Origin of the sequence: Solwaraspora sp. WMMD406 (assembly GCF_029626025.1) — a bacterium.
In the GTDB taxonomy this organism is placed as follows: Bacteria; Actinomycetota; Actinomycetes; order Mycobacteriales; family Micromonosporaceae; genus Micromonospora_E.
The window spans coordinates 37608-57903 of sequence record NZ_JARUBF010000001.1 but is presented as its reverse complement, the minus strand read 5'-3'; the positions used below and the strand labels follow the sequence as shown (position 1 = coordinate 57903).

Annotated in this window: 17 protein-coding genes and 2 pseudogenes; 12 read left to right on the top strand and 7 right to left on the bottom strand. The window is 69.2% G+C overall.

The window, feature by feature from the left end; genetic code table 11:
• Nucleotides 1-3 precede the first annotated feature (3 nt).
• The 4 genes and pseudogenes from O7632_RS00265 to O7632_RS00250 form a co-directional block, all read left to right on the top strand.
• Entirely contained in the window at nt 4-1563 is a 1560-nt protein-coding gene (locus O7632_RS00265; protein WP_278110343.1) for an MmgE/PrpD family protein, read from the top strand.
• Nucleotides 1560-2471, top strand: coding sequence for a methylisocitrate lyase (prpB, locus tag O7632_RS00260; RefSeq protein ID WP_278110341.1), 912 nt, complete (start codon nt 1560-1562; stop codon nt 2469-2471). The genes O7632_RS00265 and prpB overlap by 4 nt, the downstream gene beginning before the upstream one ends.
• A gap of 48 nt (nt 2472-2519) precedes the next feature.
• Nucleotides 2520-3641 (top strand): bifunctional 2-methylcitrate synthase/citrate synthase, encoded by a 1122-nt coding sequence (locus tag O7632_RS00255; RefSeq protein WP_278110339.1) that lies wholly within the window; start codon nt 2520-2522, stop codon nt 3639-3641.
• Between the two features lie 186 nt (nt 3642-3827).
• Nucleotides 3828-4721: pseudogene (locus O7632_RS00250) on the top strand (aldehyde dehydrogenase family protein); the annotation flags it as partial.
• Nucleotides 4722-4784: 63 nt separating this feature from the next.
• On the opposite strand, the pseudogene O7632_RS00245 reads toward O7632_RS00250, so the two are convergent.
• Both O7632_RS00245 and O7632_RS00240 read right to left on the bottom strand, forming a co-directional pair.
• Nucleotides 4785-4961, bottom strand: a pseudogene (locus O7632_RS00245) (IS1380 family transposase); the annotation flags it as partial.
• 214 nt (nt 4962-5175) lie between these two features.
• Nucleotides 5176-5781 (bottom strand): TetR family transcriptional regulator, encoded by a 606-nt coding sequence (locus O7632_RS00240; protein WP_278110337.1) that lies wholly within the window; start codon nt 5779-5781, stop codon nt 5176-5178.
• 72 nt (nt 5782-5853) lie between these two features.
• On the opposite strand from O7632_RS00240, the gene O7632_RS00235 reads away from it, so the two are divergent.
• The 3 genes from O7632_RS00235 (at nt 5854) to O7632_RS00225 (ending at nt 8326) form a co-directional block, all read left to right on the top strand.
• Entirely contained in the window at nt 5854-6717 is an 864-nt protein-coding gene (locus O7632_RS00235; protein WP_278110335.1) for an SDR family NAD(P)-dependent oxidoreductase, read from the top strand.
• 190 nt (nt 6718-6907) lie between these two features.
• Nucleotides 6908-8131: a SpoIIE family protein phosphatase gene (locus O7632_RS00230; protein WP_278110334.1), complete on the top strand. Its 1224-nt coding sequence runs from the start codon at nt 6908-6910 to the stop codon at nt 8129-8131.
• 9 nt (nt 8132-8140) lie between these two features.
• Entirely contained in the window at nt 8141-8326 is a 186-nt protein-coding gene (locus tag O7632_RS00225) for a PfkB family carbohydrate kinase (protein WP_347403547.1), read from the top strand.
• Between the two features lie 24 nt (nt 8327-8350).
• Here O7632_RS00225 and O7632_RS00220 read toward each other — a convergent pair whose 3' ends face one another.
• Genes O7632_RS00220 through O7632_RS00200 form a run of 5 tightly spaced genes read right to left on the bottom strand, consistent with a single transcriptional unit; the run spans nt 8351 to nt 13833 of the window.
• Complete coding sequence (locus O7632_RS00220) at nt 8351-9160, bottom strand: IclR family transcriptional regulator (protein ID WP_278110333.1); 810 nt, start codon at nt 9158-9160, stop codon at nt 8351-8353.
• A gap of 30 nt (nt 9161-9190) precedes the next feature.
• On the bottom strand, nt 9191-10096 hold the full coding sequence (locus tag O7632_RS00215) for a polysaccharide deacetylase family protein (protein WP_278110332.1): 906 nt from the start codon (nt 10094-10096) through the stop codon (nt 9191-9193).
• Nucleotides 10093-12000, bottom strand: a complete 1908-nt coding sequence (locus O7632_RS00210) for an isochorismatase family protein (RefSeq protein WP_278110331.1) — start codon at nt 11998-12000, stop codon at nt 10093-10095. The genes O7632_RS00215 and O7632_RS00210 overlap by 4 nt, the downstream gene beginning before the upstream one ends.
• Nucleotides 11997-12896 (bottom strand): CoA ester lyase, encoded by a 900-nt coding sequence (locus O7632_RS00205; RefSeq protein WP_278110330.1) that lies wholly within the window; start codon nt 12894-12896, stop codon nt 11997-11999. The genes O7632_RS00210 and O7632_RS00205 overlap by 4 nt, the downstream gene beginning before the upstream one ends.
• Nucleotides 12897-12930: 34 nt before the next feature.
• Nucleotides 12931-13833, bottom strand: coding sequence for an acetoacetate decarboxylase family protein (locus tag O7632_RS00200; protein ID WP_278110329.1), 903 nt, complete (start codon nt 13831-13833; stop codon nt 12931-12933).
• 176 nt (nt 13834-14009) lie between these two features.
• On the opposite strand from O7632_RS00200, the gene O7632_RS00195 reads away from it, so the two are divergent.
• From O7632_RS00195 to O7632_RS00175, 5 genes are read left to right on the top strand one after another with little or no spacing between them, the layout of a single operon-like run.
• Complete coding sequence (locus tag O7632_RS00195; protein WP_278110328.1) at nt 14010-16004, top strand: FAD-dependent oxidoreductase; 1995 nt, start codon at nt 14010-14012, stop codon at nt 16002-16004.
• Nucleotides 16004-17086 (top strand): class I SAM-dependent methyltransferase, encoded by a 1083-nt coding sequence (locus O7632_RS00190; protein ID WP_278110327.1) that lies wholly within the window; start codon nt 16004-16006, stop codon nt 17084-17086. The genes O7632_RS00195 and O7632_RS00190 overlap by 1 nt, the downstream gene beginning before the upstream one ends.
• Complete coding sequence (locus tag O7632_RS00185) at nt 17083-17394, top strand: hypothetical protein (RefSeq protein ID WP_278110326.1); 312 nt, start codon at nt 17083-17085, stop codon at nt 17392-17394. The genes O7632_RS00190 and O7632_RS00185 overlap by 4 nt, the downstream gene beginning before the upstream one ends.
• Nucleotides 17391-18803: a M20/M25/M40 family metallo-hydrolase gene (locus O7632_RS00180; RefSeq protein WP_278110325.1), complete on the top strand. Its 1413-nt coding sequence runs from the start codon at nt 17391-17393 to the stop codon at nt 18801-18803. The genes O7632_RS00185 and O7632_RS00180 overlap by 4 nt, the downstream gene beginning before the upstream one ends.
• Entirely contained in the window at nt 18800-20293 is a 1494-nt protein-coding gene (locus O7632_RS00175; protein WP_278110324.1) for a dihydroorotase family protein, read from the top strand. Before O7632_RS00180 ends, O7632_RS00175 begins: the two co-directional genes overlap by 4 nt.
• Nucleotides 20294-20296 lie beyond the last annotated feature (3 nt).

The following is a 20296-nucleotide window of genomic DNA, read 5'->3' as shown; positions in this document are numbered from 1 at the left end:
AGGGTGACCGCCGAGCCTGAGGAGTCCCCGTTGATCGAGCACGTCGTACGCGTATCGCCCAGTGCGGAACGGCTGCCCCGCGAACGGCAACTGGCCTGGGCTCTGGCCGAGGTGGCCACCGCGCGCGCTCCGCTGGACGCCGACGCGGCGGCGATGGTCGCCAACCGGGTGATCGACAACGCCGCAGTGGCGATGGCCTCGATGTCCCGGCGTCCGGTCGCGGTGGCCCGGGCGCAGGCCCGGCCGCATCGGATGGCCCCGGGCGCGTCGATCTTCGGTGCCGACCCGGCGCTGCGGGTGTCGCCCGAGTGGGCGGCCTGGGCCAACGGCACGGCCGTGCGGGAGTTGGACTTCCACGACACCTACCTGGCGGCGGACTACTCCCACCCGGGGGACAACATCCCGCCGTTGCTCGCCGTCGCCCAGCACGTCGGTGCCGGCGGCGCGGACCTGCTGCGCGGTCTGCTGGTCGCCTACGAGGTGCACGTGGCCCTGGTGACCGGGATCTGTCTGCACAAGCACAAGATCGACCACGTGGCGCATCTGAGCGCGGCGACGGCGTGCGGGCTGGGCGCACTGCTGCGTCTGCCCACCGAGGTGGTCTACCAGGCCATCGGTCAGGCGGTGCACACCACCACCGCCACCCGCCAGTCCCGTAAGGGCGAGATCTCCTCGTGGAAGGCGTACGCCCCCGCGTTCGCCGGCAAGGCCGCGATCGAGGCGGTCGACCGCGCGATGCGCGGCGAGGGCGCCCCGGCACCCATCTACGAGGGTGAGGACGGATTCATCGCCTGGCTGCTCGACGGCCCGGACGCCACCTACACCGTGCCGCTACCGGCACCCGGGGATCCGCTGCGTGGCATCCTGCGCACCTACACCAAGGAACACTCCGCCGAGTATCAGGCCCAGGCGCTCATCGACCTCGCCCGCGCGATGCGCGACAAGCTGCCCGGCATCGACACCGCCGCCGGGGCGGACCGAATCGCCTCGATCGTCCTGCACACCAGCCACCACACCCACCACGTGATCGGTTCGGGAGCCAACGACCCGCAGAAGTACGACCCGACCGCGAGCCGGGAGACGCTGGACCACTCCATCCCCTACATCCTGGCCGTGGCGCTGCAGGACGGGGCCTGGCACCACGTCGACTCGTACGACCCGCACCGGGCCGGCCGCCCCGACACCGTCGCCCTCTGGCACAAGATCACCACGGTCGAGGATCCGGAGTGGACCCGCCGCTACCACAGCCCGGATCCGACGCAGAAGGCGTTCGGCGGACGCCTGGAGATCACCCTCACCGACGGCACCGTCCTGGCGGACTCCCTCGCCCTGGCCGACGCCCACCCCGACGGCGCGCGTCCCTTCGACCGCCCGGCCTATGTCCGCAAGTTCCGCACCCTCGCCGAGGGCGTGGTCCCCGCCGACGCCCAGCGGGTGTTCCTCGACGCCGCCGCCCGGCTCGCCGGCCTCACCGGCGCGGAACTGCCGGCGTTGTTCCCCACGGTCGACCACGCGGCGATCGCGCACGCCGACGCCGCCCTACCGGGAGGAATCTTCCGATGAGCTACCTGTACGCGCGCACCAGCGCCACCGCCAAACGCGCGGCGCTGCGCGCAGGCCTGGCCAGCGGCGAACTGCTGCGGCTACCGGGCGCCTTCAACCCGTTGACCGCCCGGATCGTGCAGCAGACCGGATTCGAGGGGGTGTACGTCTCCGGCGGTGCGTTGTCGGCCGCCGCCGGGCTGCCCGACATTGGCCTGACCACCCTGACCGAGGTCGCCAGCTGGGCTGCGGACATCGCCGCCAGCACCGACCTGCCGGCGCTGGTCGACGCCGACACCGGCTTCGGCGAGCCGCTGAACGCGGCCCGCACCGTGCAACGGCTGGAGGACGCCGGACTGGCCGGCTGCCATCTGGAAGACCAGGTCAACCCGAAACGCTGCGGACACCTGGACGGCAAGACACTGATCGCACCGCAGGACATGGTCCGTCGCCTGCGGGCCGCCGTGGCCGCGCGCCGCGACCCCGATTTCCTGATCATGGCCCGCACCGACGCGCGCGCGGTCGAGGGCCTGGACGGTGCGATCGCCCGGGCGAAGGCGTACGCCGACGCCGGAGCGGACGCGATCTTCCCGGAGGCGCTGGCCGACGAGGCGGAGTTCGCCGCCTTCCGGGCCGCCGTCGACATGCCGCTGCTGGCCAACATGACCGAGTTCGGCAAAGGCCCGAGCCTCGACACCGACCAACTCCGCGACCTCGGCTACAACCTCGTCATCTATCCGGTCACCACGCTGCGACTGGCGATGGGCGCGGTCGAGTCCGGTCTGCGTCGACTCGCCGCCGACGGCACCGCCACCGGGCTGCTCGACACGATGATGACCCGTTCCCGGCTCTACGAGGTCATCGACTACGACCAGTACAGCCGCTTCGACACCGATGTCGCCGGTTTCACCCTGCCACCCGACGCCTGACCACCACGCGGGCGCGGCGCGTCCCGACATCCCGGAGGAACGACACCGATGAGCACCGACATCCGCCGTGGCCTGACCGGCGTGGTGGTCGACACCACCGCCATCTCCACCGTGATCAGCGAGACCAACTCGCTGACCTACGGCGGCTACGCCGTGCAGGACCTCGCCGCCTCCCGCAGTTGGGAAGAGGTCGCCCACCTGCTGTGGCACGGCGACCTGCCGCACGCGACCCAACTCGCCGACTTCCGTGCCGCCGAGGCCGCCCAGCGGTCCCTGGACCGCACCGGGCAGGAACTGTTGCGCAAGCTTCCCGAGACCTGCCATCCGATGGACGTGCTGCGCACCGCGGTGTCCTACCTCGGCGCCCAGGACCCGACCGAGGACCTCGCCCACAGCGCGGCCAACCAGGCCAAGGCCCTGTCACTGTTCGCGAAGCTGCCCACCGTCGTCGCCCTGGACCTGCGCCGACGTCGGGGACAGGACCCCATCCCACCGGACCCGACACTCGGCTACGCCGAGAACTTCTTCCACATGTGCTTCGGCGAGGTACCGCCCGCCGACGTGGTCCGCGCCTTCGAGACCACGATGATCCTGTACGCCGAGCACAGCTTCAACGCCTCCACCTTCGCCGCCCGGGTGATCACCTCGACGCTGTCGGACCTGTACAGCGCCGTCACCGGCGCGATCGGCGCGCTCAAGGGCCCGCTGCACGGCGGCGCCAACGAAGCGGTCATGCACATGCTCGTCGCCATCGACGACCCGGACCGGGTGGAATCCTGGCTGGACGACGCTCTCGCCACCAAGCAGAAGATCATGGGATTCGGGCACCGGGTCTACAAGAACGGCGACTCCCGCGTACCGATCATGCAGGACGCCCTGGACAACCTGATCGCCACTCACGCCGACGACCGCATCCGCCGGCTCGCCGAGGTGTACGCCAGGCTCCAGACCGCCATGTTCCAACGCAAGGGCATCCACCCCAACCTCGACTACCCCTCCGCACTGGCGTACCACGTGATGGGTTTCGACACCCCAACCTTCACACCGATCTTCGTGATGAGCCGCATCACCGGCTGGACCGCGCACATCGTCGAGCAACTCACCGCCAACGTGCTCATCCGCCCGCTGAGCGCCTACACCGGCCCGCAGCAGCGCCCCGTGCCGGCCTGACCGGCACCGCAACCACCCAGAAGCCCCGTCCGCCGTCCCACCAGGACCAGGCCGTCCGTTTCCCACCAGGAGACGCCGTGGAACAGCTCACCCACTTCATCGCCGGCAGACGCGTCGCCGGCAGCACCGGCCGATCCGGCGACGTTCTACGACCCCAGCACCGGACAGGTCACCCGGCAGGTGCCGATGGCCTCGGCGGACGAGGTCCACGCGGCGCTCGCCGACGCGGCGGCCGCACAACGGGGCTGGGCCGCCACGAATCCGCAGCGCCGCGCCCGAATCCTGATCCGGTGGTTGGCCCTCATCCACCAGCAGGCCGGTGAACTCGCCACGCTGCTGTCGGCCGAACACGGCAAGACCGTCGCCGACGCACACGGTGACATCCAGCGAGGAGCGGAGGTGGTCGAATTCGCCATCGGCGTACCGCACCTACTCAAAGGCGAGTACACCGATTCCGCCGGCATCGGCATCGACGTGTTCTCGATGCGGCAGCCGCTGGGCGTCGTCGCGGGCATCACTCCGTTCAACTTCCCGGCGATGATCCCGCTGTGGCAGGCCGCCCCCGCGTTGGCCTGCGGCAACGCCTTCGTCCTCAAGCCCAGCGAGCGAACCCCGTCGGTGCCGCTGCGGCTGGCCGAGCTGTTCGCCGCCGCCGGAGGCCCACCTGGCGTGTTCAACGTGGTCAACGGCGACAGCGAGGCCGCCGCGCCGCTGCTGACCGACCCGCGGGTGCAGGCGGTGGGATTCGTCGGCTCGTCAACGGCCGCGCGCCACGTCTACGCCACGGCCACCGCCCACGGCAAACGGGCACAGTGCTTCGGTGGTGCCAAGAACCACGCCGTGGTGATGCCCGATGCCGACCTTGACCAGGTCGTCGACGCCCTGGTCGGGGCCGCGTACGGGTCCGCCGGAGAACGCTGCATGGCGGCCTCCGTGGCGGTACCGGTGGGGGAGCGCACTGCCGACGCGCTCGTGGCCCGCCTCACCGACCGCATCCGGGGGTCGCGCGTCGGTGCCGCACACGATCCGGACGTCGACTTCGGGCCTCTCGTGACCGACGTCGCCCGGCAGCGGGTCAGCGACTACATCGCCACCGGTGTGGCCGAACACGCGACACTCGTCCTCGACAGCCGTGGGCAGACCGCGGATGTGGGCGAGGAAGCCCTGGGTGCAGCCGGCCGAGTCGCAGCGGACGAGGATCTCGGTGCCGTGGCGGTGGGCGTCCGGGATCTGTTCCACGGCCGCGTCCAGGACGGTGATGTGGTCGGAGGTGGTGTTCGACCCGGCCCGGCCCTCGCGCAGCAGCCCCGACAACGCCTCACGGGTGTTGCCGGAAGGCACCTTTCATTCAAGATCCGCTATGTGGACCCGCCCTTAATGAAGGGTCGAGGCTAATTCGAACGCCTTCAGTTAGCAGTACTTTTGTCTTTTGATGCGTACGACAGGGACATTCAGTCATACCGAGCCGGGCGACCGAGCAGTCCCCGGCTGGGGACGATCAAAAGGTAACGGGACTCAGGTGGTAGCTCCGCCGTCACTGCGGATGGGCGGGTGCCTGCATGGCGCGGTCCAGGATCTTCGCAAGTGGTTGCGGCTGACTGCTCGCGGTCCACGCGGTCAGCGCCGCTTCGACGCAGCCTAGGGCGGCGGCGATCACCGCGTTGGCACGCGGGTCGGAATCGTCGGCGGGGTCGGCTCCGAGGCGACGCGCGATCTCAGGCCGGAGCAGTACCTGCCACCGGGCGTTCTTCTCTCGATGTCGGGCGGCCAACGATGGTGTGTTCACGATCAGGCGAGTGAGGCGTCGGGTGCGCTCGTCGTGGGCTTCGTATTGCTCGATCAGCGCGTCGAGGGCGCGCCGCATGGCGGCCCAGGGTGCTTCGTCGGCTGGTCGGAGGGTCAGCGCGTCGCGCAGGCGCTCGCCGGCGTCGATGGACTCACCGAAGAGCGCCTCCTCCTTTGAGGGGAAGTACCGGAAAAAGGTGCTGCGGGAGATCTCGGCGGCCGCGCAGATGTCGTCCACCGTCGTCTCCTCGTAGCCGCGTTCGAGGACCAGGTTCTGCACGACGGTCGCCACTTCGGCACGCATGGCCTGACGCGCTCGTGCCCGGACGCCGCGCACAACCGGGTTCGGATCCATGCCACTACGGTACTACAAAGCAGAAGTGGTACCGTGTCCCACAAGTGCGATCGAGTCCCTCGGAGGAAAGCGATGAACGGTAACAAGGTGGTCGTCATCACGGGCGCAAGCGACGGCATCGGGGCAGCCGCAGCCCGGCGGCTACGAGGAAACGGGCATACGGTCGTGGTCGTCGGCCGCTCGGCCGAGAAGACCCGCGCCATAGCCACAGAGCTCAAAGTCGACAGCTATGTCGCGGACTTCACCCGCCTCGACGACGTCGAGCGCCTCGCCGGCCAACTCCGTGCCGCGTACCCACGGATCGACGTGCTCGCCAACAACGCCGGTGGAGTGTTCGGCGCGCGGACCAAGACCGTGGATGGCTTCGAGAAGACGTTCCAGGTCAACCATCTCGCGCCGTTCCTGCTCACACGGCGACTGCTGGACACGCTCACCACGTCACGGGCATCGGTGCTGCAAACCTCCAGCACGGTACGGTTCGCCAAGAAGATCGACCTGGACGACCTCGACCACGATCGCAACTACGACCCGGTGCGCGCGTACGGCGCGGCGAAGCTGGAGAACATCCTCTTCACGACCGAACTCCACCGGCGCCACCACGCCAGCGGAATCTCGACGGCCTCCTTCTACCCGGGCAACGTCGTCACGAACTTCGCCTCCGATACCACCAGCCCCGTCATGCGTCTCGTCCGCTTCCTCGCCACCAAGCCGCTGCTGCCGCGCCTCATGCGGCTGTCCACGCCCGACCAGGGCGCAGACCAGATCGTGTGGCTCACCGAAGGCGCCCCCGGGACGGACTGGCAGTCGGGTGCCTACTACTACAAGCGCAGGGCCGTCGCGCCCCGGAACCCGCAGGCACTCAACGGTGATCTCGCCCGCGAACTGTGGCGACGCTCCGAAGAGCTACTCGCGGGACGGCTTACCGACGCGACATGACGAACTCGGCGGGTGCGCTACGCGCGGATTCGCGGAGACGGTAGGCGGGCGTGGTGATCGCGCCGCCGCCGTCATGTCCGGTTCCGTCACCGGTAGGTGATAATGGTTGGAGGTCCACCCGACAGGCGGATCATGCATCGTGCTGACGTCGAGCTTCCGGGTCGAGGCTGCGGCCGAGAGAGGATCTACCATGATCGGTGAGGCTGGCCTGCCGTTCGTGCGGTCTACTGGGGCGTATCCGGGTCCGACGTCGTCGATAGCCACGATTCTGCTCATCGAGGACGATCCCGGTGACGCGCTACTCACCCGAGAGTTGCTGGCGGACAGCGGAATCAGCGCCCGGTTCACGCAGGCCAGCAGCCTGACAGAGGCCTCGACCACATTCACGACGCCGACCTGTGTGCTGCTCGACCTGCACTTGCCCGACCGTCAAGGGATGGAGGCGCTCCGAGAGGCGCTGCAGCGGTGGCCGGACGCGGCCGTGGTGGTGCTCACCGGTCTGAACGACGCCGCCATGGGCACAGCGGCCGTCGCCGCCGGGGCACAGGACTACCTCGTCAAAGGCCATATCGACGCAGGCCTGCTGGGCCGTACGATCGAGTACGCCATCCAGCGTCGACGCGCCGTGGTGACGGAGCGACAGCTGCGAGACAGCCGAATGCAGGCCAGCGAGAATACTCGGCTGCAGCGTGGCCTGCTGCCGACGCCGCTGATCGCCGATCCCGCGCTGACGGTCGTCAGCAGAATCGTACCCGGGCGAGGGCAGTCGCTACTCGGCGGTGACTTCTTTGATCTCGTGCAGGATGAAGACCACACGATTCACGCGGTCATCGGTGACGTCTGCGGCAACGGCCCGGATGAGGCCGCGATCGGCGTCGGCCTGCGTGTCGGGTGGCGCACCCTCACCCTGGCCGGTGTGGACAAGTCGTCCCGGATGCGGCTGCTGGAACAGGTGCTGGTCGCCGAGCGGCCACACGAGGCGATGTTCGCCACCGCCTGCACGATGCGCGTCGCTCCTGACCGGTCGACGGCGGTGATCGTCAGCGCCGGTCACCCTCCGCCCTTGATGATCACCCCCGGCCGCGCTCACCCCATGCCGATCCGACATCACCTCGGGCTGGGCATGTTTCCCGGACAGGGCCGCTGGCAGGAGTCGGTCATCACGATGCCGGCCGGCGCGGGTCTGCTCCTGTACACCGACGGCGTCTATGAAGGGTTCAGCCAGGACGGCACCCGCCTCGGTGAGCGACGCTTCATCGAAGTCGCCAGCAGGCTGAGTACCATTACCGAACCGGAAGACTTCCTCACCGCTCTGCTCGCCGAGGTCCAACGCGGCGGAGACGGCCGGCACACCGATGACACCGCCCTGCTCTATCTGGCCTGGCCGTCACCATCAATCACCGATCGGGCGTGAGGATCCCACGTGCCCGCGATGCCGGTCGAGGTGGTGGACACCGTCGGCGCGGGAGACGCTTTCTGTGCCGGGCTGGTCGATGCTCTGGTGTCCGGCCTGGACCTGGCGAGGGCGGCGCGGGCCGCCACCGTGTCGGCGGCCGCTGCGGTGACCACGACCGGCGCGCAGAGCCGTGTGCTGAGTACCGGTCCCTGATTCCTCCGGGCGACCCGAACCTGGTCAGTCGATGCCGTGTGATTGGGTGACCGCCGGTGTCGACCCGGACTTTGGCCGGTGGCCGAGTGCCCGGGACAGGTTGGCCGCGCTCTGGCGGACCGTGTCGCCGAAGCCGGCTGCGGCTTCGTCGGTGATCCGGGCTGCCGGACCGCAGACGCTCATCGAGCCGATCACGCGGTGGTTCCCGAAGACCGCTGCGGCTACCGAGGCTGCCCAGGGGTCGCGTTCACCGCGACTTACCGCGTAGCCTACTTCATGTATGCGTTTGAGTTCGGTGCGTAGTTGCCCGGTGTCGGCGATCGTGGCCGGCGTGAGCGTGACCAGCTCGACCGCGCGTAGGTAGCTGTCGAGTTCCGCTGGTGGCAGCGCGGCGAGGATGCTCCGGCCGGACGCGCCGGCGTACAGCGGGTAACGCCGCCCGATCTCGACCGACATCCGGATGTCCTGGGGGCCTTCGACCTGCTCGATGTAGATCCGTTCGTTGCCGATCATGAGGCTCAGGGTGGCTGATTCGCCGGTCAGCCGGGCGAGCTCCTGCAGGTAGGGCAGGGCGGAGGTGCGTACGTCGGGAACGCCCAGCGCGGCCATCGCCAAGGCGGTGGCTCGGCTGCCCAGCCGGTACCGCGACGAGTCGGCGGCGCGCTCGACCAAGCCGACCTCGATCAGCGCCGCCAGCGTACGGTGGACGGCGCTCTTGGGGATGTCGAGGTGGCGCGCGATCTCGGAGACGCCTAGCGTGGTGCCGATGCCTTCGGTGAAGGCAAGTAGCACGGCGCTGAGCCGCTGCGCCTGTGAGGCGGGCGGGGGAGTCATACGCAAGAAAGTAACATGTGGTCGATCCGGTCAGCGGTGCTCGACGGCAGGGTGCTGGTCCCACCAGATCTCGGCGATCTCGCGCCGACTGGCGAACCATCCGCCGCCCTTGGTCAGGACGTGGTCGATGAAATCGCGCAGGGCCGAGGCCCGCGAGGGCTGTCCGATCAGTCGCGGGTGCACACCGATCGACATCATGCGTGGCGTACGGTCTGCCTCCTCCCACAGATAGTCGAAGCCTCGCCGGCATTCGTCCAGGAAGTCGCTGGCAGCGGTGAGTTGACCGTAGGTGTGCCGGCTGTCGTTGAATGTCAGGGAGTAGGGGACCACGAGGAACGGGGTTTTCCCGACGTACACGAAGTAGGGCAGGTCGTCGTTGTAGGCGTTTGAGTCGTAGCGGAACCCGCCCTCCTCGACGAGCAGCCGACGGGTGTCCACACTGGGCATCCAACGCGAGTACCAGCCGACCGGCCGTTGACCGCAGGTGGCCTCGATCGATCGGACCGCGCGCTTGATCGCTTCCCGCTGGGCGTCAACGTCAAGGGTCCATTCTTCGGCCCACCGCCATCCGTGCGCGCATACCTCGTGTCCGCCTTCTCGCAGCGTCCCGCAGACCTCTGGGTTGGCTTCCAGCGCCTCGGCGGCGGCGAAGAAGGTGCTGGTGACCTTGTACCGGTCGAACAGCCGTAGCAGGCGGTGCACGCCGACCCTGCTTCCGTATTCGTAGACCGACTCGGTGGCCAGGTCACGGTAGGGGCCGTCGACGCGCCGTGGCACTTCGCCCAGTCCTTCGTTCGTTCCGTCGCGTTCGAACGACCGTTCGCTGCCCTCCTCGTAGTTGACGACGATGCTGACCGCGACCCGGGCGTCACCCGGCCAGCGTACGACCGGTGGGCGGCGGCCGTAGCCGATCAGGTCGCGGACGGGCGTGCTCACGTCGTCTCGCCGGCTGCCGGCGCCGGCAGCGCGGCCATCACGTCGCGCGCCGGCATCACGTCGGCGAACTGCCTGTCGACGTCGAACAACGCTATCCGGTGTGAGATGTCGATCCGATCGAACACGCAGTCCTCGACGACGATCGTGCGGAAGTTGTAGGAGGCGCTGTCGATCGTCGTGGCCCGGACGCAGTTGCTGGTCGCGCCGCCGGTCACGATGACCGTGTCGATTCCGCGGTCGATCAGCAGATTCAGCAGCGGGGTGCCATGGAAGGCGCTCGGCTTCTTCTTGACCAGAACGAGGTCACCGGATTCGGGCGCGACGGCGTCGTGGATTTGGGCGCCCTCGCTGCCTTCCAGCGCCCAGCCCTGGGTGGTCAGGATGTCACGCTTGCGCCCGTAGACGCCGATGTCGCTGCCGCCGGGAGCAACAGTCCACTGAGTATAGATGACGGGAACGCCGACAGACCGGGCGTGGTCGATCAGGCCGCGCAGCGTGGGCAGCGCGGCGGCGGCCGATGGGCACGCCGAGGGATACTCGTGGGTGGAGCCGGGCGGCGGGCCGACCATGTAGTTCTGCGCGTCGATCACGAGGAGGGCCGGTCGGGGTCCGATGCCGACCCGGCGGCCGAACGCTGAGCGGCGGATGGTCTGTCGGTCGATGTCGGTGACGAGGTCGTCCCATGGTCGCCGGCCGTCGCCGATGACTCCGTCGGTTTCCGCTGCCGGGGCCGGGGTACGGCGGCCCGCTGTCAGATCGGCCAGCACGCTGGTGGTGTCGGCGCCCACCTCGACCCGGCCGGTGTGTCGGACGCGGCCCGGCGTCGCGCTGAGTTTGGCGATGATTCCGGTGGTGGTGATGGTTCCGAGGTCGTCGTCGGGCAGGTCGATGATGCTTTCCCGAGCCCGCACGTGCGGGTCGACGGCGAGTGACTCCGCGTCGTTGACCGGTGCGATCGGTGCTTCGACGGCCTCGAACGCGGCCAGGACGTCGGCTTGGGTGTTGCGGGCGATCCAGTCTGCGACGATCCTGTCGAGTTCATCGGCGTTCGCCCGCCGGGCGGGCGGACTGCTGAACCGGGGGTCGTCGGCCAGCTCGGGCCGGCCGACCGCGGTCATGATCCGGTTGGCGATCTGCTGGGTGCCGCCGGACAGCGCGACCCACCGGTCGTCTGCCGTGCGGTAGGCGTTGCGGGGGGAGGTGCGGTTGGACCGGTTGCCCTGCCGTTGTTGCACCACGCCGGTCTGGGTGAACTCGGTGACCTGCGGGCCGAGGATCGACAGCAGCGGCTCGTAGAGGCTGAGGTCGATCATCTGCCCGCGTCCGTCGCGGGACGTGTCCCGCCAGTGGAGTGCGACCATCGTCGCGTACGCGCCGGTGAGCGCGGCGACCCCGTCGGCCAGGCCGAACGGTGGCAGGGTGGGGGGTCCGTCGGGCTCACCGGTGATAGCGGCGAAGCCGGCGAACGCCTCGGCGAGCGTGCCGAACCCGGGGTGGTTCCGGTACGGACCGGTCTGGCCGAAACCGGTGACCCGCACCATCACCAGGCCGGGGTTTTCCGCCGCGAGGTCGGAGTAGCCCAGTCCCCATTGCTCCAGCCGGCCTGGTCGGAAGTTCTCGATCACCACGTCGGCCCACTCGACAGCCAGCCGTCGCGCGAGGAGCCGGTCGGACTCGTCGTGCAGATCTAGGCAAATCAGGCGCTTGTTGCGGGAAATCGTCTTCCACCACAGCGGAACGCTGCCCTTGGCCAGGCCCCAGCGTCGGGCGTCGTCGCCTCGTGGGTGTTCGACCTTGATGACGTCGGCGCCGAAGTCGCCGAGCAGGGTGGCGATGTAGGGGCCGGCGTACAGAGAGGACAGGTCGAGCACCCGGATCGAGGCGAGCGCCGCATCTTCGGTCATGACTTCTTACCCCCGGCTTCCTGCAGTAGCTGGCGGGCACGTTCGACCACAGGAACGTCGACTAGTTCGCCGTCGACGTTCGCGTTACCCAGACCGAGTCGCCGTGCTTGTTCCGCCGCGTCCAGGATCCGTCGTGCCTTGTCGAGCTCGGCCGGGTCCCGGTCGAACACGGATCGCACGACAGGCACCTGATCGGGGTGGATGGTGTGCTTGCCGACGAAACCCATCGATCTGGCGATCTCGGCCTCGGCGCGTAGGGTGTCCAGGTCGTGGAACGCGGGGTAGACACCGTCGTGTGGCGGAGCCAGCCCCAGCCGGCGGCTGTGCAGGACCAGTTCGGCCTTGGCGACCAGCAGAGTGTGGCCCTGTACGCCGCCGGGTGGTGGGAACGGTAGTCCGAGCTCGAGGGAGAGGTCGCCCGCGCCGAAGCTGAGCCCGTGCACCCGTGCCGGCAGGTCGGTCGCCGTCCGTACGCTGTGCCAGCCGCCGACCGTTTCGATCAAACCCATCAGCGCGACGGAGCCGGCGGTCAGCCCCGCCGCGCTCTCCCGCTGCTGAGCGTGCGACGCGACGGCCCGCAGCGAGTCTGCAGTGGCCTTGGGTACGACCAGACCGCAAACCTCAGCCCGTATACATGTGTCTAGGTCGGCGGTGTACGCGTCCGTGCCGGGGGCGTTGATCCGGACCCAGATCTGGCCTCGTCGGTCACCGGAGTCGGCCGGGTCGATGTTGTCGAGCATCCGCCCGAGCGCGATGCGTGCGTCTTCCTTGGCCTCGGCGGCGACGGCGTCCTCAAGATCGACGATGATCGTCGTCGTGGCCAGTAGTTGCGGCACCTTGTCGAGCTTACGGGCGTCACCCGCCGGTACGTAGAGCATGGCTTCGAGGTCACGCACGGTCCGGTCCTCCCCTTTCGCGAACGGCCCGGCGTCAGCGGCCGAGCAGTTCCTTGATCCGCGGCCGGTCGGCGTAAGGGCTCTCGTCGCCGTAGTCGTGGACGATGTAGGGCGAGCTCTTCTGGTGGGTGAAGCGCAGCGTGAAGAACCAGGAGCCGAGCATTTCGCGTGGCTGGAACTGCAGTACCTCGTCGTTCTCGGCATCGAAGAACTGGACCCAGCCGTCGCCCTGCCACACCGGTCCCATCTCGACGTCGTCGCCGTAGTGCGCGACGAGGTCGTTGGCCAGCGGGCGGCCCTTGACCGAGTCCCAGATGTAGCGGTGGCCCAGGAAGTGGGGGCAGGACCCCTGGACCCACTTGAACGGCGTGTCCTCGGGCCGGATGACCTCTTTGAGGTCGCCGTACAGGCGGTGCACCAAGCCCATGTTCTCGACGCTGGCGCAGATCCGGGCGCCGGCGTGAGCCTCGTTGTAGGTCGGGTGGAACGAGTGGAAGCTCGTCATTTGTACTTTTGCCCACTTGTGCGGCATTCCGACGAGTCTGCCGGTGTAGCCCAGCCAGTCCCGGTTGCCCCACGAGAAGGGCACGAAGTAGAACTCCTGGCCGCGGTAGGAGCAGGGAATCCAGAAGAAGGACTCGGTCTGGTTGAGTCGTTCGAAGCTGATGAACTCGGTCGCGTTGCGGCTGGTGTAGCCCCAGCGCTGGACGGCCTTGATGTACATGGTCCCGGAGCCGTCGAGTTCCAGTGGCTCAGGCACGTAGGCCCGGACCGCGTCGGGGTCGGCTTTGAAGCCGACGATCAGCACGTCGTCGGAGAGCACCAGGTCGGGCTCGGTGTTGAGGTCCATGAGGCTGGCCCGGCCGGTCGGGGACTGCGGCCACATCACGCCGACCTTGTTGCCGTGCATGGCCTTGGGGTTGCTCGTCTGCGTCATGTGAAGGCCTTCCTGGGAGAGCGCGTCGTGATCGCTAGCCTCGCCGGAACATTCCGCTCTGTCAAACGTTCTACCCTGGTGTTTCAGCTCACGGAACGTTTTTCGTTGACGCTGCTATGCCGCAGGGCTAGGGTTCCGGTCATGTCGCCCGCCTTCGTGCTCCGGATTGATCGTTGATGACCGATGTGATGGCGTTGCTGTCCGCTCCGCTGGAGGCGGGTGGTCTGGCGTTACGTAACCGGGTCGTGGTGCCGGCCCACACAACGAACTTCGCGCGGGACAACCTCGCTACCGAGCGTCTCGTGGCCTACCACGCGGAGCGTGCCCGGGGCGGCGCCGGCTTGATCATCACGGAGGCGATCCGGGTACATCCGACCAGCGCCGGGCGGTCCACCACGCTCGGAGCGTTCGGCGACGACTGCGTGGACCCGCTACGCGGGCTCACCGACGCGGTGCACGCGCACGGCGCGGCCATCGTCGCACAACTGGTGCACACCGGGCGGCAGGCGCCGGGGGACGGGGGTCGGGTGGTCGCCTGGGCTCCGTCGGCCATCTCTTGGACCCCCGGAGCGCACGTTCCGCATGCCATGAACGCGGCGGAGATCGCCGTCGTCGTCCGGGCGTTCGCCGCCGCGGCACGACGGATGCGCCGGGCCGGCTTCGACGGAGTCGAGGTGCACGCCGGTCACGGCCACCTCATCCACCAGTTCCTGTCCCCGGTCAGCAACGTCCGGACCGACGGCTACGGTCGGGACGCGACGGGCCGGGCGCGCCTGCTGCGTGAGGTCCTGTCCGCCGTGTCCGAAAGTGCCGACGGCCTGCCGGTCGGGCTGCGGATCAGCGCGGACGAGTTCCTGCCGGGCGGTCTCACCCCGGCCGACATGGTCGAGATCGTCAGCGGCGTGCAGCGGGAGTTCCCGCTGGCCTTTCTCGATGTCAGTCACTCCGCATACCACGGCAGTTACACGCTGGCTACGCAGATCGCCGACATGACGTTCCCGCACGCGCCGTTCCGCCGGTTCCCCGCGATGTTCCGCCGCGCGGTGCCCGGCCTGCCGGTGATCGCCGTGTGCCGGCTGGACAGTCTGCCCGAGGCGGCCACCCTGATCGCCGACGGTAGCGCCGACCTTGTCGGCCTGGCCCGAGCCCACATCGCCGATCCGCACCTGTTTGACAAGGCGCGGGCCGGCCGTCAACACACGGTGCGCTCATGTGTGGCCTGCAACCAGGGCTGCCTCGGCCGCATCGAGGCCGGCCTCGACATGGCCTGTGTGGTGAACCCCCGCGCGGGTCGCGAGTGGCTGCCGGTCCCGGGGCCCGGCCCGTCGCGGTCGGTCCTCGTCGTCGGCGGCGGTCCGGCCGGTCTGTCGGCGGCGATCGAGTCCGCTCGCCGCGGGCACACGGTGACGTTGGTCGAAGCCGGTCCGGCTCTCGGCGGTCAGGTGGCCCGGCTGCGTGGCCTGGCCGCGCGTCGGCGGTTCGGCCTGCTGGTCGACGAGTTGGAACGCGACGCGCGGGCGGCTGGCGTACGGGTGCGGCTCGACACGCCGGCGACCGCGGACAGCCTGGCGGGCATGGACCCGGACGCGGTCGTGGTGGCCACCGGCTCGCGCCCGGTGCGTCGCCCGTTGGTCACCGGCCTGCCGCTACTGGACCTGTGGGACGCGGTGACCGCGTTGCGCGACGCCCGCGATGGCGCCGGCCGCGAGGTGCTGATCTTCGACGACCACGGCGACTGGGCCGGCAGCGCCGTCGCCGAGCAGTACGCCCGGCAAGGCTGGCGGGTCCGGCTGGTGTCGCCGACGGCATCCTTCGCAGGGCGGATCACGACCTACTCGCGGCTGGCTCTGGTACGGCGGCTCGGGCTGCTGCGGGTCAAGGTGCACCCGCTGCGCCGGCTGGAACCGGAACCCGCACCGGACGGATCGCTGCGACTGGTCGATGTCATCACCGGAGAAGTGGAGAAGCTCGCCGGCGTCCACAGCGTTGTGGACGCCGGTGCCGCGCGAGCCGACGACGGGCTTGTGCCGGCGTTGCACGAACGACTCGGACCCGACCGGGTGCACCTGGTGGGCGACGCGGTCGCGCCGCGTTCGGTGCTCGAAGCCGTGTACGAGGGACACCTCTGTGGCATGGGGCTCGCGGCGGGTCCAGGACCGAGGAGGATGTGATGATCGATATTGAGAAGGGGCTCACGCTCGACGAGCGTGCCTCCGTCGATTTCGTCCTGCAACTGCGCAAACAGTGGGCCGGCACTGTGTATCCGGCACTCGTGGAGGAGTTCGGCGATCCGGCCGGGTCGTTGCCCGAGGCCACCCGCCGCCTGCACGAGCTCCCCCTTTACCCGTGGTTCAGCCATCTGGAGCGGACCCAGCAGAAGATGCTGTGGCGTACCGCCGGGGACACGGTGCTGCGCCGGGCCGACGAGCTGGTCGCTCAGGCGGGGGAGTCCAGCGGGCAGCGGGGATCGCTGGAGATCGGCGCCGATTTCGTCCTACCCGACTGGTACACCGCATACGACATCCACGTCCAGCCAGGCGGCTACTCCTCCCATGACCTGTCCGCCTACGTCTACGAGCTGGGCGCGCGCATCGTCATGTTGCGTGACAACGACGGCTACAAGTTCCATCGGCTGTTCGTGGAGACCGCGCTGCCGGACCAACCGCACGCGAGCCGTATCGTCGACGTCGGCTGCGGGTTCGGCAAGAGCACCCGGCCGTTGGCCCGGCGCTACCCTAACGCCGAGGTGATCGGGCTCGACCTGTCGGCCCCCGGCCTGCGGCTGGCCCACCGTGAGGCGGAGGACGAGGGCCTGGCGATCCACTACCGGCAGCGCGACGCGGTCGACACCGGAATCGAGCCGGGTTCCTGTGACGTGGTGACCGGCACCATGGTACTGCACGAGATGCCGGCCGACGTGATCGAACAGACTCTCGCCGAGGCGGCACAGCTGCTCAAGCCCGGCGGCCGCCTCGGCTTCCTGGAGTTCGCCCTGACCGGCGACGCGTTGCGCGACGCGACAGTGGTCGAGCACGCCGAACGCAACAACGAGCCCTACTTCCACGACCTGTTCCGCACCGACGCGGTGCGGATCTGCCGCCAGAACGGTCTGGTCGACGTGGCCTGGGTGCCCTTCGACGAGCGCGCCGCCGGGATCGCTCCGCAGGGATGGGGTGATCGCCGGGAGTGGCACTTCCCGTGGGCCGTGCTCACGGCGGCGAAGCCGATCGAGACGCAGGAGGTGACACCATGACGGCCGAATACGCCTACTTCACCGACCCGCAGGTCGGAAAGCTGCTCGACCTCGTGCTGCAGCTGGCGACCGAGTTGCACGTGACCGATCACCGGCTGCGGGTGCTGGAGGCGGCGCTCGCCCGGCAGGGACATCTCGCGGTCGACGCCGTCGACACGTACGAGCCTGACGAGCGTGAGCGGGCGGAACTCGACCTGCGCCGCGACGGCTATCTCGGCCGGCTCATGCGGATCATCGCCGAGGCAGGTCCGGCCGAGCACCCGCTGCGCACCGAATGGGAGCAACGGCTGCAGGGCAAGACGACATGACGGCACCGACCGAGCCCGCGGTCGATCCGAGCGCGGCGCTCGACGCGGTCGACCGCCACCTCGACGAGTTCGTTGACCGGCTGCGGGACCTGTGCCGGCTCCGCAGCCGGCGCCAGGAGCCCGCCGGTATGGCAGCGGCGGCCCAGTTCGTCGCCGAAGAGTTGCGACAGTGGGGCGGCACCGCCGACATCGTCGAGTGGGAAAATTCCTACCCCTACGTCCTCGGCGAGATCGATGGTGGCCCGCGGCGGCTGCTGCACTTTCTCCACTACGACGTGGAGATCGAACCGACCGGTGACGAGAGTGCGTGGACCAGTCCTCCGTACGCGGCTGAGATCCGCCAGGGTCGGCTGTTCGCCCGTGGCGTGGCCGACGACAAGGGCGCGCTGATGTCGAGGATCCACGCGGTGGCGGCGTGGCGTCTCGCCGGGCTGACCCCGCCGGTGACGAGCATCTTCCTGATCGAGGGCAAGCGCCGGCTGGACAGTCCCGGTCTGCCGTCGTTCGTTCGCCGGCACGCCGACCGGCTCGCCAGCGACGGCACCCTGTGGGAGAACTCGTGGTCGGACGCCCTCGGACGGCCACTGCTCAAGCTCGGTGAGAAGGGCCTGCTCTACCTGACCCTGTCGGTACGCACCTTGAATCGGGACCTGACCAGCCAGAACGCGGCTCTGCTGCCGTCGGCGTCACATCGACTCGTCGCGGCCCTGGCCAGCCTGCACCATCCGGACGGCCGGGTCCGGGTCCCAGGCTTCTACACCGACGTGCGCCCGGTGACAGCGCAGGAGCGGCAGCTGCTCGACCAGATCGAGTTCGACGGTGAGTTCCTGCGTCGCAGGTCGGGCGTGACCGGGTTCGTCGGTGGTGTCGACGACCGCGAGGCGACATCGGTCGTGCGCACCGTGCCGACGCTGACCATCGCCGGCGTCGAGACCGGCGACAACCGTCCCGACGTGACGCTCGGCCTGCCGTCGCAGGCGACCGCGAAGGTCGAGATCCGGCTGGTGGCCGGTCAGCGGCCGGAGCGGATTCTGCGGTCGGTCGAGGAGCACCTGCGGGAGCAGGGGTTCGCCGATGTGCGGGTGGAGGTGGTGGCGAGCAACGCGCCCAACGCCACCGACCACCGGGACCCGTTCGTGGCGCTCGTCGCCGACGCGGCGCGCCGTGCGTACGGCCACGAACCGGTCATCGAGCCCTACACCACCTGGGTCGGCAATCAGGCCGCGCTCGGCGACCGGCCGATCGTCGGCATCGGTGTCTCCCGCGCTGACTCGGGGTTCGACGGGCCGGACGAGAACGTACGGATCGACGACTACCGGTCGGGCATCCGTCATGTCGTGGAGATCATGGCAGCCATGGCGGACGGCGGGGCGCGACGACCGACCGACGACGAAGGAGCTCTGCGGTGACCACACCCGACCTGGACCTGCTGATTCGAGACGTCGACGTGGTGCGGGCCGGGGTCGACACGCCGACCCGTGCCGACATCGGCGTACGCGCCGGACGGTTCGCGGAGATCGCGCCCGGCATCGACCCGGCCCGTGCGGCGGCCCTGCTGGACGGCGGTGGGCGGCTCGCGTTTCCCGGCGTCGTTGACGCGCACCAGCACTGGGGGATCTACAACCCGCTGGCAGAGGACGCGGCGAGTGAGAGCCGGGCCAGCGCGCTCGGCGGAGTGACGACCGCGCTCAACTACATCCGGACCGGCCAGTACTACCTCAACCGCGGCGGCCCGTACGCGGACTTCTTCCCCGAGGTGCTCGAACGTACCAACGGCCGGTCTGTGATCGACTTCGGCTTCCACCTGGCGCCGATGACGGCCGAGCACATCGACGAGATCCCGATGCTGATCGACCGGCACGGGGTCACGTCGTTCAAGATCTTCATGTTCTACGGCAGTCACGGGCTGCACGGCCGGTCGACCGACCAGAGCGGTTTCCTGATGATCCCGCCGGACCAGTCCTACGACTACGCGCATTTCGAGTTCGTGATGCGGGCCGTTCAGGCAGCTCGCGAGCAACGACCGGACCGGGCCGACAGCATCTCGCTGTCGCTGCACTGCGAGACACCGGAAATCATGCGGGCCTACACCAAACTCGTCGAGCAGGACCCACAGTTGACCGGTCTGGCCGCCTACCATGCCTCCCGCCCGCCGCATTCGGAGGGTCTCGCGGTGACGATCGCGGCGTTCCTCGCCGATGAGACCAGCCTGGCCACGGTCAACCTCCTGCACCTGTCGTCCGGCAAGGCGGTCACCGCCGCCCTGCGGATGGCCCGGACGTTCCCGCACATCGACTTTCGCCGCGAGGTCACGATCGGACATCTCCTGACCGATGTGGAGTCGGCCCGGGACAACGGCGGGAAGGTGAACCCGCCGGTGCGGCCCAGGGCCGATGTCGAGGCGTTGTGGGAGCACGTCGTCGCCGGAGAGGTCGACTGGGTGGTCAGCGATTACGCGTGCTGCCGCAGCGAGTACAAGTTCGGTGCCGACCCGGGTGACGTCTTCGCCGCCCGGTCCGGGTTCGGCGGCGCGGAGTACCTGCTGACCGGGCTGCTGACCGAGGGCGGTAAGCGGGGGCTGAGCCCCGGGCGCATCGCCGACCTGACCGCGGGCGCGCCGGCCCGCCGGTTCGGCCTGCTCACCAAGGGCGACATCGCGGTCGGCCTCGACGCCGACCTGTGTCTCGTCGACCCGAATGACACCTGGACGGTACGGGCGGCCGACTCACCGTCGACCCAGGAGTACTCGCCGTTCGAGGGGGTCGAGATGACCGCCCGGGTGACCGACACGTTCGTCCGTGGCGTGCCGGTCGTGTCAGCAGGTGCCGTGACCACCGGACCAGCCACCGGCCGCTACATCTCCCGATCCGGTGGCGAGGGAACAGGCAGCGAGGGGTAGGGC